16 protein-coding genes are annotated in these 15,458 nt (G+C 66.3%); 6 read left to right on the top strand and 10 right to left on the bottom strand.

Features of this window, described 5'->3' with window-relative positions; translation table 11 throughout:
- Nucleotides 1-20 precede the first annotated feature (20 nt).
- Nucleotides 21-1,295, bottom strand: coding sequence for an extracellular solute-binding protein (locus EYS21_RS13345; protein ID WP_131133942.1), 1,275 nt, complete (start codon nucleotides 1,293-1,295; stop codon nucleotides 21-23).
- Nucleotides 1,292-2,644: a Gfo/Idh/MocA family oxidoreductase gene (locus tag EYS21_RS13340; RefSeq protein WP_131133694.1), complete on the bottom strand. Its 1,353-nt coding sequence runs from the start codon at nucleotides 2,642-2,644 to the stop codon at nucleotides 1,292-1,294. The genes EYS21_RS13345 and EYS21_RS13340 overlap by 4 nt, the downstream gene beginning before the upstream one ends.
- A 253-nt stretch (nucleotides 2,645-2,897) precedes the next feature.
- Here EYS21_RS13340 and EYS21_RS13335 point away from each other — a divergent pair, with 253 nt between their 5' ends.
- From EYS21_RS13335 to EYS21_RS13305, 6 genes are all read left to right on the top strand, one after another.
- Complete coding sequence (locus EYS21_RS13335) at nucleotides 2,898-3,926, top strand: LacI family DNA-binding transcriptional regulator (protein ID WP_131133693.1); 1,029 nt, start codon at nucleotides 2,898-2,900, stop codon at nucleotides 3,924-3,926.
- Between the two features lie 72 nt (nucleotides 3,927-3,998).
- Nucleotides 3,999-4,970: an NAD(P)-dependent oxidoreductase gene (locus tag EYS21_RS13330; protein ID WP_242633421.1), complete on the top strand. Its 972-nt coding sequence runs from the start codon at nucleotides 3,999-4,001 to the stop codon at nucleotides 4,968-4,970.
- A 298-nt stretch (nucleotides 4,971-5,268) separates the two neighbouring features.
- Entirely contained in the window at nucleotides 5,269-6,045 is a 777-nt protein-coding gene (locus EYS21_RS13320; RefSeq protein WP_131133692.1) for an SDR family oxidoreductase, read from the top strand.
- Nucleotide 6,046: 1 nt separating this feature from the next.
- Entirely contained in the window at nucleotides 6,047-7,111 is a 1,065-nt protein-coding gene (locus tag EYS21_RS13315; protein WP_131133691.1) for an L-idonate 5-dehydrogenase, read from the top strand.
- Between the two features lie 31 nt (nucleotides 7,112-7,142).
- Entirely contained in the window at nucleotides 7,143-7,352 is a 210-nt protein-coding gene (locus EYS21_RS13310) for a hypothetical protein (protein ID WP_131133690.1), read from the top strand.
- Nucleotide 7,353: 1 nt separating this feature from the next.
- The gene (locus EYS21_RS13305) at nucleotides 7,354-7,854 is read left to right on the top strand and encodes a hypothetical protein (protein ID WP_131133689.1); all 501 of its coding nucleotides are present in this window, start codon (nucleotides 7,354-7,356) and stop codon (nucleotides 7,852-7,854) included.
- 9 nt (nucleotides 7,855-7,863) lie between these two features.
- Here the strand turns inward: EYS21_RS13305 and EYS21_RS13300 are convergent, their stop codons facing one another.
- From EYS21_RS13300 to EYS21_RS13265, 8 genes are all read right to left on the bottom strand, one after another.
- Nucleotides 7,864-8,454 carry a TetR family transcriptional regulator gene (locus tag EYS21_RS13300; RefSeq protein ID WP_131133688.1) on the bottom strand — a complete coding sequence of 197 codons (591 nt, stop codon included), beginning with the start codon at nucleotides 8,452-8,454 and terminating at the stop codon, nucleotides 7,864-7,866.
- A 30-nt stretch (nucleotides 8,455-8,484) separates the two neighbouring features.
- The gene (locus EYS21_RS13295) at nucleotides 8,485-9,099 is read right to left on the bottom strand and encodes a TetR/AcrR family transcriptional regulator (RefSeq protein ID WP_242633420.1); all 615 of its coding nucleotides are present in this window, start codon (nucleotides 9,097-9,099) and stop codon (nucleotides 8,485-8,487) included.
- Nucleotides 9,100-9,104: 5 nt separating this feature from the next.
- The gene (locus EYS21_RS13290) at nucleotides 9,105-10,274 is read right to left on the bottom strand and encodes an aminotransferase class I/II-fold pyridoxal phosphate-dependent enzyme (protein ID WP_131133687.1); all 1,170 of its coding nucleotides are present in this window, start codon (nucleotides 10,272-10,274) and stop codon (nucleotides 9,105-9,107) included.
- Nucleotides 10,275-10,356: 82 nt separating this feature from the next.
- On the bottom strand, nucleotides 10,357-11,160 hold the full coding sequence (locus EYS21_RS13285; protein ID WP_131133686.1) for an SDR family NAD(P)-dependent oxidoreductase: 804 nt from the start codon (nucleotides 11,158-11,160) through the stop codon (nucleotides 10,357-10,359).
- A gap of 129 nt (nucleotides 11,161-11,289) precedes the next feature.
- The gene (locus tag EYS21_RS13280) at nucleotides 11,290-12,333 is read right to left on the bottom strand and encodes a biotin-dependent carboxyltransferase family protein (protein ID WP_131133685.1); all 1,044 of its coding nucleotides are present in this window, start codon (nucleotides 12,331-12,333) and stop codon (nucleotides 11,290-11,292) included.
- Nucleotides 12,317-13,120 (bottom strand): carboxyltransferase domain-containing protein, encoded by an 804-nt coding sequence (locus EYS21_RS13275; protein ID WP_131133684.1) that lies wholly within the window; start codon nucleotides 13,118-13,120, stop codon nucleotides 12,317-12,319. Before EYS21_RS13275 ends, EYS21_RS13280 begins: the two co-directional genes overlap by 17 nt.
- Nucleotides 13,121-13,183: 63 nt before the next feature.
- A complete protein-coding gene (locus EYS21_RS13270) occupies nucleotides 13,184-13,987 on the bottom strand; it encodes a 5-oxoprolinase subunit PxpA (RefSeq protein WP_131133683.1) in 804 nt (267 codons plus the stop codon).
- Nucleotides 13,988-14,078: 91 nt separating this feature from the next.
- The gene (locus EYS21_RS13265) at nucleotides 14,079-15,428 is read right to left on the bottom strand and encodes an MFS transporter (RefSeq protein ID WP_131133682.1); all 1,350 of its coding nucleotides are present in this window, start codon (nucleotides 15,426-15,428) and stop codon (nucleotides 14,079-14,081) included.
- Nucleotides 15,429-15,458 lie beyond the last annotated feature (30 nt).

Raw genomic sequence — 15,458 nt, 5'->3', positions numbered from 1 at the left:
GATCCTTTGCCTAGGTGGGCTCAGCCAAGTAGCTGAGTTACTTGTTTCTGCGCGGTGGATAGTGCCGTTGCGGCGTCGCCGCCGTCGACCAGGTAGCGTTCCACCTGGGTCATGACTTCCCGCATGATGGCCTTGGTCTGCGGCTCAAAGCCCTTGATGAGCGGGCTCCTGGATTCTTCCGCGAGGTCGATGAAGGCCTTCGCCCAAGGGTTGGCCGCGGCGTAGTCGGGTGCCAGAGGCACGTTGGTGGCGAGGGTTGATGGTCCCATGGCCGCCCGGAGGGCGGCCTGGCCCTCGTCGGAGCCGACCCAGCCGACGAAGTCGACGGCGAGATTCTTGTTTTTGCCGTACCCGTTGACCGCCAGCACAATTTCCTGGTGGGCGGAGGGCTTGGGCAGCGGGATCCGGTCGGCGAAGCCGATGTCAGCGGAGGTCAGCGCCTTGGATGACCGGAGGATGCCTGCCACGGTTGATGACACATCGATCATCATGCCGAGGCGTCCCTCGCGGAACTTGGTGCGCATGGTCGAGGCGTCGTCGCCGATGGGCATCGCCCCAGAGCGGTAGATTTCCCCGAACGCCTCGACGCCGGCGATGTTCTCGGCCGAGTCGATGGTGGGCCGGGACCCGTCGGACCAGGAACCGCCGAAACCGTAGGTCCAGACATCGAAGTCCATGAACCAGGAATCGAATTCCGTCATCTGGTGCCGGACGCCAAATCCGTCCAGGCCGGTGGCCGAGCGGATCTGCGAGGCTGCAGCAATCAGTCCCTCGACGTTGGTGGGCGGAGCCACGTCCGCTTTCTCCAGAATCTGGCGGTTCCAGAAGAAGTTCCAGTTCAGGCGCTCCCACGTGATTCCGTACTGCACCCCGTTGACGAGGCCGGACTCGTTGGTGTGGTTAAAGGGATTGCCCTTGTGCGCTTCGATGACCGACGTCAGCGGAGCCAGGATCCCGGCGTCGGCGAGCGGGTAGAAGTTGACGTCCTGGACCACAAAGATGTCCGGGCCTCCCTTGCCGCCCAGTTCGGTGTTGAGCTTGTCGGCGAAGGAGAGGAACGGCGTCGTGCTCTGGGCCAGGGTGGCGGACGGGTTCGCCTTTGTGTACGCCTGGATCGCCTGCCACATCGCTTCGCCCCGGCCGGGCTCAAGCCACTGCCAGCTGCCGAATTTCAGGGTGCCGCCGGCCGCAGCGGGCCTGTTCGGATCAAGGGCAGGGGCAGCCCCGCATCCTGCCAGCAGCAGGCCTGCGGCTGTGGCCCCTGCCGCCCCGAGGAATGAGCGCCGGTCGATCATGGGGCCGGAACCGCCTCAAGAGCCAGGGCCTCAGTCTCGCGGCGCAGTTCGAGGGCCTGGGCGAGTGAGTCGTCCATGATGACGTCGTCCCAGCGGACGATCGCGCCCTTGGCCACGTCACTGAGCAGTTCCACGTGGTGGGCCAGGGCGACAGGCAGCGCACCGGTAGTGACGGAGTGCTTCGCGGACACGAGTTGGCCCCACACGGTATAGCCCCCCTCGCCGTCAAGGAATTCACCGGCTTTCAGGTCTTTCTTGGCCGTGGCGACAACGTCACCGAAGAACCCGACAGGCGAACCCGTAGGGATCCCGCGGAGGACGGCATTGGCAATGGACACGTTCAGCTCCAGGCCGACGTAGTGGTAGGGGCGGTAGAGCGCGGCGTACTGCCCGGTGGGGTCCGGATGCCAAGGGTATTCGTTGAAGCAGCCGGAGACGTACTCGTTCGTGGCTTTCACGACGACGAACACGCCTTCCTGGGTGTTGTGGGGGATCCAGGTGCCGTCGCGGTTAACACTGGACATGACGTCGACAGTCCCTTCGTGCGCGAGGGCTCCTCCGACGTCGGCGGGGCGGCAGATTGAGGCGATTTCCTCAACGTCTCCCGGCGTGAACGTCAGCCCGGTGTCAGAAGGGACCAGCCCCGCCCCGTTGGCGACGGCAGCCATCTCGATGGCGGCCTTGGTGCCGTCCCGGAAGGAGGTGTGCATGTTGGGGTTCAGCTGCCCGGAGTCAGTGAGCTCCTTGGAAAATTCCCAGTTCTCCCAGACGTTGTCCGGGTTCATCTCGTGATAGTGCTCAAGGAATTTGGCGCCCTTGCCGGCGCAGACGACGTCGAATCCACTGGTGCGGGCCCAGTCGACAAGTTCCATGATGAGGGCCGGCTGGTCGCCGTACGCCATCGAGTAGACAACCCCGGCTGCTTCTGCCCGCTTCGCAAGGGCTGGCCCTGCCAACGCGTCGGCTTCAACAGTGACCATGATGATGTGCTTTTTCGTTTCAATGGCACGCAGCGCGTGCTTGACACCAACGATGGGGTTACCGGTGGCCTCCACGATGATGTCGATGTCGACGTCGAAAAGCTCGTCAGCATTGGCCACGATCGCAGTGGACCGGTCCCTCAGAGCGGCTGCTATGTCGGAGGCGATCTGGTCTTTGGGCCATCCAACGAGATCGAAAGCACCTTCAGCGCGCTTGAGGTTGATGTCTGCGATGGCGACGACGTGGATGCCGGGGATGTTCCGCGCCTGTGCCAGGTACATCGTGCCATAACGGCCTGCGCCGATCAGTCCCACCCGGATGGGCTTTCCGTCGGCCTCGCGTTGGGTCAGGAGTTTGTGCAGATTCATGGTTACCTTTCGTGGATACGGCGCTGTTCCGGAATGGATGCGAGCTGTTGTGGGGCTCAGGCCGCAGGGTTTAGGGGGCACTTCGCTTCCAAGACTCAGCCGCTCTGCATTGAGGCTAAAGACTACCGAGATACCTGGGTGGGTAAACGAAGTGGAACCGGTTACACTTTTATGTCATAGGGGTTGGGCTCAGGTCAAGCCCTAGGCTGAAAAAAGTTGCAAATGTCCCGAAAGTGCCATGCGAGGAGTAGGCGTGCAGAAACAACCGACTATCCGTGATGTCGCGCAGGCTGCCGGCGTGTCCGTGGCGGTCGTCTCCCGGGTGCTCAACCCGGGGTCTGGCCCGGTCGCAGCCGCCACGCGGACCAGGGTGAATGAGGTCATGCAGAGCCTTGGCTACCATCCCCGAACTGCGGCAAGGGAGCTGAAATTCGGTCCACCCACCACCCTGGGTTTGCTGTTGGCTGACGTCTCCAACCCCTTCTTTGCCCGCCTGGCTGATCGGGTCGTGCAGGAGGCTCATGCGCGCGGCATTCAGGTGCTCCTGATGACGACGCAGGAGGACGACCACCTGGAAGCCGAGCGACTGGCGACGCTCATCGAACGCAGGGTCAGCGGGATCATCGCGACCCCGACCGGCAACAATCAGGAGATCTGGAAAAAGCTTCAGGCGCTCGGCACCGACGTGGTCTTCGTTGACCGCTCCATCCCCACGCTCCCCGAGGTCGATGTTGTCAGCATCGACAACTTCGAATCGGGGCGGTCGGCTACGGCGCTGCTCGCGGCGCACGGCCACCGCCGCATCGGCATCATCTCCGGCCCGGCGACGTCCACGACCGGGCGGGACAGGATCGCCGGTTACCGGGAAGCCCTGGAAGCTGCCGGACTGGAGCAGGACGAGCTCCTCATCCGTTCCGCTGCCTTTCGCGGCGCGGCAGGCGGGGACGCGGCATCCGCCTTGCTCAACCTTGAGGATCCCCCGACCGCCCTGGTTGTGGCGAATACGGCGCAGGTAACGGAGGTCCTGAAGCGCCTTTCCCATGCCGGGATCGCAATACCGGGAGCCATGTCTGTGATCGTGTTCGAAGATTCACCCTGGACCGAACTCATGACCCCGCCCCTGACCATTGTTCGCCAACCGATAGATCTGCTGGCCCGGCACTCGGTGCAACTGGCTTTGGCGAACACCTCGGGGCGGGCCCCGGGCAACGCGACCGTCATACGGGTCTCCGCCGAACTTGTCGAGCGCTCCAGCGTGGCGCGGCTGCAGCTGGCGAAGTAGCCCATCGGGTTCACACACCCCTGAGGAGTATGGTACAAAAGTGTACCGGTTCCATTCTGTACTGCAGTCATCATGATGGAGCCCGACGACGCCGTCGAACGACTCACTGAACGCAACCCTAAGGACCCCATGATGGAATCCGACCGATCCGCGCTTGCCCTCATGGGGCTTGGCCCGATGGGTGAACCCATGGCCCGCCGACTCCTCGCTGGCTACGGCCGACTGACCGTCTGGAACCGGACGTCTTCGAAGTCTGAAGCTCTCGCGAATCTGGGTGCCGGCGTTGCCCGCTCACCCTTTGAAGCCGCAGCGGACATCGTTCTCACCGTTTTGCCGGACCTCAGCCACGTTGAGTCGCTGCTGCCAGGAGAAGACGGACTGTTGGCAGGATGGGCCGCCAAGGGCATCGCCCGGCCCATCCTCGTGGTGCACGGGACCGTTTCGCCCGGTGGAGTGGCGGCCTTTGGGGAACGCCTGCTCCGAGACCACGGCGTCAGCGTCCTGGACGCACCCGTCAGCGGCGGCACGGTAGGAGCAGAAAACGGCACCCTGAGCATCATGGTGGGCGGTGACAAGGACGCACTAAACGCAGCCGCCGCGGCCTTCCAGTACATCGGAAGCACCATCCGCCACATGGGACCGGGAGGATCTGGCGCACTCGCCAAGGCCTGCAACCAGATCGTCGTCGCCGGCACGATCACAGCAATTTCCGAGGCCATGCTCCTGGCACGCGGCGGAGGACTTGATACATCGGTAATGCTGGAACTACTCCGAGGCGGGCTGGCTGACTCCGAGATCCTGCGCCAAAAAGGGCACCGATGGATCGACGAGGACTTCACCGGTGGCGGCAGTGCCCAGAACCAGCTCAAGGACCTTAACTTTGTGCTGGGCGAAGCAGCCACAGCACATCTGGAGCTGCCCCTGAGCAAAACGGTCGCGGGTCTGTTCGAGGCAATGGTCGCAAGTGGCGACGGCGCCCTCGACCACACCGGAATCCTGCGGACACTTGCTCACCGCAGCACGGCTTCTACGGACGCCGGGTAGCCCCGCTCAGCACACCGCAAAGGTGCGCCTGCGCCCGGAACGAGGTGCCCAGAGGCATCTTCGCTGCCTGCGAGAACGCATATCCACCCTCCCCGGCGTCCAGCGCCTGAGCTCCACGCTCGTGATGAAAAGCGCTGTTGAGAACAGGCCCCTCCCCTTATAACCAATCCGGAAAAAACAATAATCTTCTCGCAAATGAGAAATAGTTCTTGACTCTGTGCATGCCCAGACGTAGGCTCAAAGAGGCGCTGAAGCACACAGATGACAGCCAAGAGAACGTCGAGAAGAGGCACCCTCCATGGACCACCCATCACCCTTTGACCTCACCGGGCGAACAGCTCTGATCACGGGATCAAGCCGGGGCATCGGGAAGGCCCTGGCCGGCGGCCTGGCCCGAGCCGGAGCCGCCGTGGTGCTCCACGGCCTGGACCCGGCCCGGCTGGAAGCCACCAGGAAAGAGCTGGCCGGAATTTTCGGTGAGGACCAGGTTGGTGCCGTCTCCTTCGACATCACCGCCGAGGACGCCGTGGCCGCCGGAGTTGCCCATGCCGAAGCCACTTACGGCCCGCTTGACATCCTCGTGAACAACGCCGGCATCCAGCACCGGGTGCCCCTGCTGGAGCTCGACGTCGCCGACTGGAACAGGGTGCTGGCCACCGACCTGACCAGTGCCTTCCTGGTGGGCCGCGAAGCAGCCCGCCGGATGCTGGAGCGCCAGCGCGGCAAGATCATCAACATCGGCTCCGTCCAGTCAGACCTCGCCCGCCCCACGATCGGCGCGTACACCGCGGCGAAGGGCGGACTGCGCAACCTCACCCGTGCCATGACCGCAGAATGGGCCGGCCAGGGGCTGCAGATCAACGGCATCGCCCCCGGCTACATCCACACCGAAATGACCCAGCCCCTCGTCGACGACGAGGCCTTCAACTCGTGGATCCTCGGCAGGACCCCTGCAGGCCGCTGGGGAACCGTGGACGACCTGTCCGGGCCGGTCACCTGGCTCGCCTCGGACGCGTCCAACTACGTGAACGGACAAACAATCTTCATCGACGGCGGAATGACAGTGGTGGTCTGACATGGCAACAACAACAACAACAACCAACCCGGTAACGGGCCCGGCCGTCGTCGTCCACGGCGTCGGCGACCTCCGGATCGAAGCCTTCGAGCACGCCGCACCTGAACCCCACGAGGCGGTGGTGGACATCGCCTACGGCGGAATCTGCGGCTCCGACCTGCACTACTGGCTCCACGGCGCAGCCGGTGAATCCATTCTGCGTGCCCCGCTGGTGCTGGGCCACGAAGTGGTGGGCACGGTGGTCCAGGCGGCCGCCGACGGCTCCGGCCCGGCAGCAGGCACCGACGTTGCCGTCCACCCCGCCACACCGGGCGGAGACGTCGTCCGCTATCCCGCGGACAGGCCCAATCTCTCCCCCGGCTGCACCTACCTGGGCAGCGCCGCCCGCGTCCCGCACACCCAGGGCGCCTTCAGCCGGTATTCCGTCCTGCCCGCCAGGATGCTCCGCCCGCTCCCCGCAGGCCTGACTCTAAGGGCAGCCGCCCTCGCCGAACCCGCCAGCGTCGCCTGGCACGCCGTCTCCCAGGCCGGTGACCTGAACGGCAAGCGCGTCCTGGTGATCGGCAGCGGACCGATCGGCAGCCTCATCGTGGCAGTGGCCAAACGCGCCGGCGCGGCCGAAATCATCGCCGTCGACATGCATGAAGCTCCCCTCAAGATTGCCCGGGCCGTGGGGGCAACGGGCACCATCCTGGCCACCGACGCTGAGGCCATCGAAGCCGTCCAGGCCGACGTTGTGCTGGAATCCTCCGGAAACCACCGCGGCCTGGCCTCAGCACTCCGCGGCGCCATGCGCGGCGGCAAAGTGGTCATGGTGGGCCTCCTGCCCAGCGGCGACCAGCCCGTCCCCATCTCGCTGGCCATCACCCGGGAACTCGAACTCGTCGGTTCGTTCCGCTTCAACAGCGAGATCGACGACGTGCTCACTGCCCTGGCCGACGGCTCGCTGTATGTGGACCCGGTGGTCACCCACGAATTCCCGTCATCGGAGGCACTGAAGGCCTTCGACCTTGCCAAGGACCCCACCCGGTCCGGCAAGGTGCTCATCTCGTTCCGCGACCAATAACAACGCAGCCCCAGGCATCAGGAGCAAGAACATGATTCAGACTTTCAAAGCACCCACCCTGCGCTGCCGGCCCCTCCGGGCCATGACGGCGGGCACCGGTTCGCACTGTCCTGTCAGCGGCCGGTGGAGCCCGAACGGCGAGCGGCAGGACGGCCAGGTGTTCTTCGAGGGCAGCCTCATGCCTTCCTTTGACGGCGCGCCGGTGGTCTGGGTCCTGGCCCCGGAAGCGGACAAGCACTGACGTGGCCGTCCAGCCGCTGCGGGCAGGCCGGCGCCGCCGGTTCGAACCCATCGACCAGGAAACGCTGCGCCACGAACTGGCACTGAACCGCCAGCAGGTGGCGCAGGCGGACAGCAGCGTCCGGGGCGCCCTTCGGCTGCGGAACGACAGCGTTGCCCAGGCCCTGGCCGACGGCATCCCGGTGGCCAGGATCGCGGACGCCGCAGGAGTCAGCAAACTGGAGGTCCGACGGCGGATCGGCGCCGGTTACACGGAGCTGCAGCCGGCAGGCTGGCCGGCCGAGACGCACCTCGACGCGATCCGCGGCCGCACGCAGGCCCTGGCTGCCGCCGTCGGGCATAAGAGCGCGCTGGAAGTACGACGCCGGTCCCTCACCGTGATGGCGCTGAAGACAGACCAGCTGGACCTCTTCGAAGTCGCATCCCTGGCCGCAGTTCCGCCCGAGAGGATCCGCAGCGAGATGCGCGGGATCACACTCCGCAGCGTGCGGCTGGCGAACTAGTCCCGGGGTTCAGTCCGTGGCCGCGGACTTGTTTTCGTCCCAGCCAACCAGGGCACCCCGAAGCGCGGCGACCAGCCGCTCAGTGGCCTGCGTCTTGTTCAGGCCCACCGTGTTGATCAGGTCAAGGATTTCACGGGGATCAAACAGGATGTTCCACAGGAACATTGCCTCGTCCCCCAAAGGGCTCAGTCCCAGCTCGGCACAGGCTTCCTCCAGCGGGCGCTGCAGGGCCTCGGCCTGGACCGTGAGGTAGAAGGCTCCGGTCCGCAGCCGGGCGAGGTATCCCTCGCCGGAACGTGTGTACAGCATGGCGCCGCCGTGCTTGACCACTAGGTCCACCCATTTGCGGCTGACCGCTTCCAGGAGTTCAAGGCCGCTGGTGGTCTGCTTGAGGCTGTAGTCACGAAGCTTGTGGCCCACGTTGAAGCGGTACTCGGCCAGGACGTCCTCGACGGACGCGAAATGCCGGTAGGCCGTGGCCGTGGAGATCTCGGCGTGCTTGGCGATGTCCGTCATGTTGATGGGCCCCCGCCGGGCGGCAAACAGTGCACCGGCCGCGTTGACCAGTTCCCTGCGGTTACGTTGGGTATCGCTTCGCATTCCCGGGCCCCTTTCTGTTGCGTACCAAGCTTATTGCCTGTGCCCGCCGATCGGGCCGCACCAGCCCTTCAAGGCCCCCACCAGCGTGGCTACGAGCCGCCGGGCGGTCTCGTCGGGGCCCAGTCCCAGGGTCTCAATGAGGTCGAAGATTTCACGCGGGTCGAAGAGGACGTTCCACAGGAACATGGCCTCATCGCCGGGATCGTCCACGCCGAGTTCCAGGCACGTGTCCCGAAGCGCAGCGCTCAGGGCATCGGCCTGCACGGTCAGGTGCGTGGCACCGGTGCGCAGCCGCGCCAGGTAGCCTTCGCCGGACCGGGTGTGGACCATCGCGCGGCCGTGGGTCACCACCAGGGTGACCCACTTGGTACTGACGAGGCGCAGCAGCTCCAGCCCCGTGGCCTGCTGCTGCTGGCTGAACTCCAGGAGTTCGCTGCCCACCTCGAACCGGAACCGGGCCAGGACCTCGTCCACGGAGGCGAAATGCCGGTAGGCCGTGGCCGTTGAGACCTCGGCGGCGCGGGCTATGTCCGCCATGGTGGCCTGCCGGCCTTCGGCGAACAGCTTTCCGGCGGAACGGATGATGAGCTTCCGGTTGCGCAGCGTATCGCTGCGCAGTCCCGGAGCCGCGGCGGTGGTAGCCAACAGCGCTACTTCAAGGCTGCGAGGCCGGCCGCGAGCCGTTCCACGCCGGCGGTGATGGCCTCGGCGCTGGCGGCGTAGGAGAGCCGCAGGTGGTGCTCGCCGTTGCGGCCGAACTCGCTGCCGGGACGGACTGCCACGCCGTGGCTGCGCAGGTGCGCCACCATCCCGGAAGCCGGCAGGTCGGCGTCGTACTTCGGGAAAAGGTAGAACGCGCCCTCCGGTGAGCTGACCGTGAGCCCCGGGATGTTCTTCAGGCCGTTGTACATCAGTTCGCGGCGGAACGCGTAGGAGGCGTGCATCCGCTCAATGTCAGGGCCGCAGGTCTGCAGCGCCGTGAGCGCGGCCAGCTGGACTGCCGTGTTCATGGAGCCGTTGAAGGTGTTGTGGACCCTCGCAGCGGAGGCGATGACATCCGCCGGACCCCAGAGGTAACCCACCCGCCAGCCGGTCATGGCATAGCTCTTGGAGAAGGTCTGGCAGTAGATGGTGCGGCCCGCGAGACCCTCGATTTCCAGGGCGGAGGTGAACGGCTCCGGCGTGTAGACCAGGTCGCTGTAGGCCTCGTCGGAGAGGACCAGGATGTCGGTGCCGGCGACCATGGTGGCCAGGGCTTCGAGCTCCGCGCGGGAATGGACGATTCCGGTGGGGTTGGACGGGTTGCAGAAGACGAACATTTTCGCCCCGTGGAGGGCGCCGGCCAGCGCTTCCAGGTCCCAGTGCAGGTCCTCGGCGAGGGGCACCGGAACGATCGTGCCGCCGGCCATGCTGACCAGGTCCGCGTAGAGGGAGTAGGTGGGATCCGGGATGACCACCTTGTCGCCCGGGTTGACGGCGCCGAGGATCGCGGCGGCCAGCCCGGCCGTGCCGCCCTGGGTGATCAGCACATCGTTGGTGCTGACCGGCGATCCCAGCAGGGCGCCGATCCGCACGGCCAGTTCGTCGCGCAGGACCGGCTCGCCGAGCAGCGGCGAGTAGTGGGTGTAGCCGTCCTGCAGGGCCTTCGCCGCGGCGTCGCGGACCTGCTGCGGGGTGTCAAAGTCCGGTTCGCCCATGGCCAGGGACACCAGGTCTCCGCTGGACTGCGGCTGCTGGACGCGCAGCGACGTCTGGAGCACACGCTGGACGGCGTCGGAAGGACGGAAGCTGAGGATGCTGGGTGCTGCAGGAGTGGTCACGACGGTGTCCTTTCAGACAGGGAGGCAGAGGGTAGTCAGGGGCGGCGGAAGGGTCCCGGCCGCGTTTTGTTTGGGGGCCGCGCTATGTACGGGTTTGCGGGAGGTCGGCTTCGGGGGCGCCGGTCCAGCGGCTGATTTCAATGTCACCGGAGGTGTCGCGCTGCACGGTGGGGGCGATGACCAGTTCCTGGACCACCGTCCGCTGGGGCAGCGTGGCCACCAGGTGGATGGCCCGGGCCACGTCCTCCGGCTGGACCATGGCGTCCCGTTCCTCCTGGCGCGGCGGGCGGGCCCGGTTGTCCAGGATGGGCGTGGCAGTTTCACCCGGGAGGATGGTCACGGCGCGCAGTCCCTCGTTGCGGAACGTGGTGTGCAGGTACGTCATGAAGTTCCGGACCGCCGCCTTCGCAGCCCCGTACGCCGCACCGCCCAGCAGGTTCGGCGTCACGGCGGCCAGCGAGGAGACGGTGATGATGGAGCCGGTGTTGCGGCTGAGCATGTCCGGCAACACCGCCTGGGTAAGCAGGAAGACAGCGTTCAGGTTCACGTCCAGGACCTGGTTCCATTCCTCTTCGGCGATCCAGCGCACATTCAGGACCTTGCTGGCGCTCCCGGCGTTGTTGATGAGGATGTCCACCAGGCCCACGTTTTCGTGGATCCAGTCCACCAGGGCATCCACGTCGGCCTTGCTGGCGATGTCGGCGGTGCGGACGTAGGACTTGCCGCCGTCTGCTGAAATCTCGGCCGACAGTTCATCCAGCACGTCCTGCCGGCGGCCCACGAGCACCATGGTGGCGCCTTCGGCGGCGAGCAGCTTGGCCGTTTCGCGGCCCATGCCGGTGCCGGCGCCGGTGATGATGGCAACCTTGCCATTCAGAAGCTCCATGATGCGTCTCTTTCGTCCGGCACGCTGCGGGAGGCAGCGCGGCAGTGGCAGCCGGGAAACCCGGCTAAAACAAGAACCAAATTAGATATGAGAATAGTTTCTCATTTGAAACTGGGGGCGTCAACCCTTTTAGGCGGCGCGGGTGCCGGGCGGGGTCTCGGAATCCGTCTCGTCCGCGAAGGGAAGCCCGACGGCGGCGAACAGGTTGTGCACCCGCTCCTCCAGCGCGCAGAGCAGCCGCTGCTGTTCCCGCCAGCGTTCGACGGCGGCCTCCTGGCTGACCCAGCGGAAGGTCATCTTCCGGCCGGGGCTGGCCTGGCCCAGGAGCGGCAGCGAGGCCTTCGTCGCCACCGCCACGATGGGGTAGCCCGCCGTCAGGGTGCGTGAGCGGCCCAGGATGATCAGTTCGTCGCCGTGCGGGATCTCGAAAGCGCCGATCGGGACGCCGTGCGACACGATCTCGCCCAGCCCTTCCGGATGGATGACCGGTCCGTCCAGGCGGAGGCCCACGTGGTCGGATTTTCCGCCCACGGTGTAGGTGCTGCCGCTCAGGAGCTCCCGGATGCCGGGGGTCCTGTCCGTTTCGGGCCCGTCCACCACCTCCACAGTCCAGACGTCGGGGCTGAAGTCGGGCACCGGAACCGGCAGCCGAAAGAGCGGCTGGCCCAGGTAGGGCTGGCTGAAGCCCCGGTACCGGCTGGCGAGCCCCACCTGCTGGCCCGCGGCCAGCCGCTGCGGGAACCCCATCCGGGATTCCGGCGCAGCGCTGCCCATGAACCTCGGGGTGTCCAGGTCGCCGCTGAAGGCCAGGTAGTTGCGCATGCCGCCGGTTGCCTTGGAGATGACCACTTTGGTCCGGGCCGGCACGCAGACCGGCTGCCACAACGGCACCGGGACTCCCCCGACAGTTACTTCTGCGGGGGTGCCGGTGATGGAGATGAAGATGTCATGCGACGGGGTGAAGGCGAAGCGTCCGCCCATGATTTCCAGCAGGGCCGCCCCTCGCCGGTTGCCCACCAGGATGTTGGCTGTGGCCGCGGAATGCTGGTCGGCGGCACCCCCGCAGGGGACCCCCATGAACTCGGAGTCCTCGCGTCCCAGATCCTGGAACGTGGACAGCCAGCCGGCCTCGCTGATCGAAAGGGTGACCGCCTGCTCAGGCTTCGCTGCCATGGGTGCCGCCTTCCTGCTGGGGTGCGGGCTGTTGGTCTGCGGCGGGTGCGGGCCGGAGGAACTGGCCTTCCAGCTCCGCCCACTGGCTTTCGGGGATGACCGTGAACCTGACCCGGTCGCCGGGACGGTACGACGTTGCCGGATCCTCCCGGATATCGCAGACGGTCAGGGGCGTGCGGCCGATCACCTTCCAGCCGGTGGGTCCGGGGAACGGCTGGATGATGGCGCTGGTGCCGGCCACCATGACCGAACCCGCGGCAACGTCCGTCCGGGGCTCGGCGCACCTGCTCACCTGGCCCGGGAACCTAACCCCGGCCATCATCGGTGCCATCGCGGCCGCCAGGAGGTTGATGGTGAGCACCGACGAGGCGAGCGCCTCAAGCGTGGCTTCCTGGCTGAGTCCCAGCTCCTCGGCCACCCCGGGAAGGTCCGGCGCGAACTCCTCGCTGACCACCATGGGGATCACAAAGTCTTTCGCCCCCGGGACCGGCCCGGTGGCTTCAAGCCCCAGGCCGGCCACGGCAAGCCTGATTGTCTGGGCGAGCTGGCCGTGGCTGACCGCCAGGCAGTCGAACTCCACCAGCAGCGATTCCGCGCCCGCCACCAGGTTCAGTACCCCGTACGGCCGGACCTCCAGCAGGATGTCCCGCAGCCTCCTGGCGCCGGCCCGCCTGACCTCGGGGTCGTCGTCGGCGATGCCCAGCATGAGGGCTGAATCGCCAAACGGGTTCGCCTCAATGCCGGGTGCCCGGCTGAGGTTCGCTGCTGGCGGTGTTTGCGTGGTCATATGTCCTGCTCGGTGGGGCGGGCGGCGGTCAGGGGCGGACGGGCCAGGAGGCGGAAGCGGCGGTCAGGCCGCGGCCGCCTTGGCTTTCTCGGCGAGGACTTCCTGCAGGCCGGTCGCCTTGACGCCGGCCTTCTCCAAGGCCGCGCGGAGGGCGGTGCCGTTCTCCAGGACCTGCGGGTGGTCGCCGTGGAGGAGGACGACGTCGGCATCGTGGCCGAGGGGGACCACCTTGCCGGTGACGGCGCGGACGGTTCCTTCGGTGACCACCTGGACAACCCGGCGGCCGATCTCTTCGGGATCGTGCAGCAGGGCGCCGTCGGTGTTGCGGGAGACCGGCATGCCGTCCTCGCCGTAGCCGCGGTCCGCCAGGAAGACGTAGCCCACTTCGAGGCCGCGCTTGCGGGATTCGTCGGCCAGCAGGCCGTTCTGGCAGATCACGATGTACGACGGGTCGTACGCCTTGATCGCGTCCGTGATGGCACGGGCGTGCTTGGCGTCGGTCTGGGCGATGCTGCCCATCCGGCCGTGCGGGGCCACGTGGCTGATTTTGCCGCCGTGGATGCGGGCGAAGGCGTCCAGCGCGCCGATCTGGTAGAGGACGTCCGTGCGGATTTCCTCTTCGCTGGCCTCGATCAGGCGGCGGCCGAAGCCCACCAGGTCGGGGTAGCCGGGGTGGGCGCCGAGCTCGATGCCGCGCTCCACGCAGGACTTCACGGTGGCGTCCATAACACGCGGGTCCCCGGCGTGGAAGCCGCAGGCGATGTTCGACGCCGTGACCAGGCCCAGGAGGGCCTCGTCGTCGCCGATGCTGTAATTTCCGTAGCTTTCGCCGAGGTCTGCAACGACGGCGACTGATTTGATGCTCAAGGTGACTCCCGAGGTTCTTGTTGTGGTGCTGGATGGTCCAACGACGGCGGCCTGCCGGCAAGGGCGGGAGGCCGCCGTCGTCCGCTTTTGCTCAGTGCGTCTGGAGCGGCTGCCCCTTGGTTTCCTTCAGGAAGTACACGGACGTGAGGGTGATGATTGCCGTGCCGATCGCGGCGTAGGCCGGGACCATGCTGTTGCCGGTGGACTTGATGATCTCGGTCATCACCAGCGGGGCGCTGCCGCCGAAGATGATGGTGCTGATGCTGAAGCCGATGCTGTACGCGCTGTAGCGGACCGTGGTCGGGAACATTTCGGTCAGGACGGTGTGCACGACGGCGGCGTGGCCGGAGAAGGCGATGGCCATCACCACGGTGGCGATGCAGGCCAGCAGCATGTTGCCGGTGGTGATCATCGCGAACATCGGGTAGGACACCAGGGCCATCAGGACGGCGGAGGCGGCCAGGACGGGCTTGCGGCCGATCCGGTCGGAGAGGCGGGCCATGAGCGGGATGCTGATGATGATGGCCACCAGGCTGACGGCGGTCACCATCAGGGCCTGCACCATGCTGAAGTTGTTGCCCGTGCCCAGCTGGGTCTTGAGGTACGTGGGCATGTAGGCGAACAGGAGGTAGTAGCCGGGGCCGTTGAGGGCGGGCAGGAAGATGGTCAGCGCGATGGCCTTCAGGTGGCGCTTGGAGGTGAAGACGGCCTTCAGCGGGTTGCGTTCCACTTCGTTGCGTTCACGCAGTGCGGCGAAGTGCGGAGTGTCTTCCATCTTGGAGCGGATGTAGTAGCCCACGTAGCCCAGCGGAAGGGCGAACAGGAACGGGATGCGCCAGGCCCAGGATTCCATGTTGGCATCGCCCAGGGTGGTGATGAGGGTGGCGGAGAGCCCACTGCCGAACAGCAGCGCGCAGAACGATCCGACGGCAATGAAGCTCATGGAGAAGTTGCGGTGCTTGTTGTGCGCGTACTCGCCAACGAACGCCATGGCGCCCGCCACCTCGCCGCCGGCGGAGAAGCCCTGCAGGATGCGGAACAGGATGAGGAGGGCCGGAGCCGCCCAGCCGATCACGGACGAGGAGGGGATCAGGCCGATACACGCCGTGGCGCCGGAGATCAGGAGCAGCAGGACGGCCAGGAGGTTCTTGCGGCCCAGCTTGTCGCCCAGGAAGCCGCAGATCACGCTGCCAAAGGGCCGGGCGAGGAAGCTGACCAGGAAGCCGACGTTGGTCAGCAGGAGCGATCCGAGGTCCTTGGACCCCATGATGTTGATGGCCAGGTACGTGGTCAGCAGGCCGTAAATGCCGTAGTCGTACCACTCCACGAAGGAGCCCATGGTGCCGGCGATGGTCGCCTTGCGCACCATCTTGCCGTCAGCGGTGACAACCTTGATTTGTGCGGTATTCAGTTCCACTGAGTCCGTCGATGCAGTAGTCATTAGGTCTCTCTTAGTCTAGGGCTGGTCCTT

The organism is Arthrobacter sp. S39 (assembly GCF_004320525.1).
GTDB lineage: Bacteria > Actinomycetota > Actinomycetes > Actinomycetales > Micrococcaceae > Arthrobacter.
Note: the sequence above shows the minus strand (reverse complement) of the source record. Positions and strands in the feature narration are given on the sequence as shown.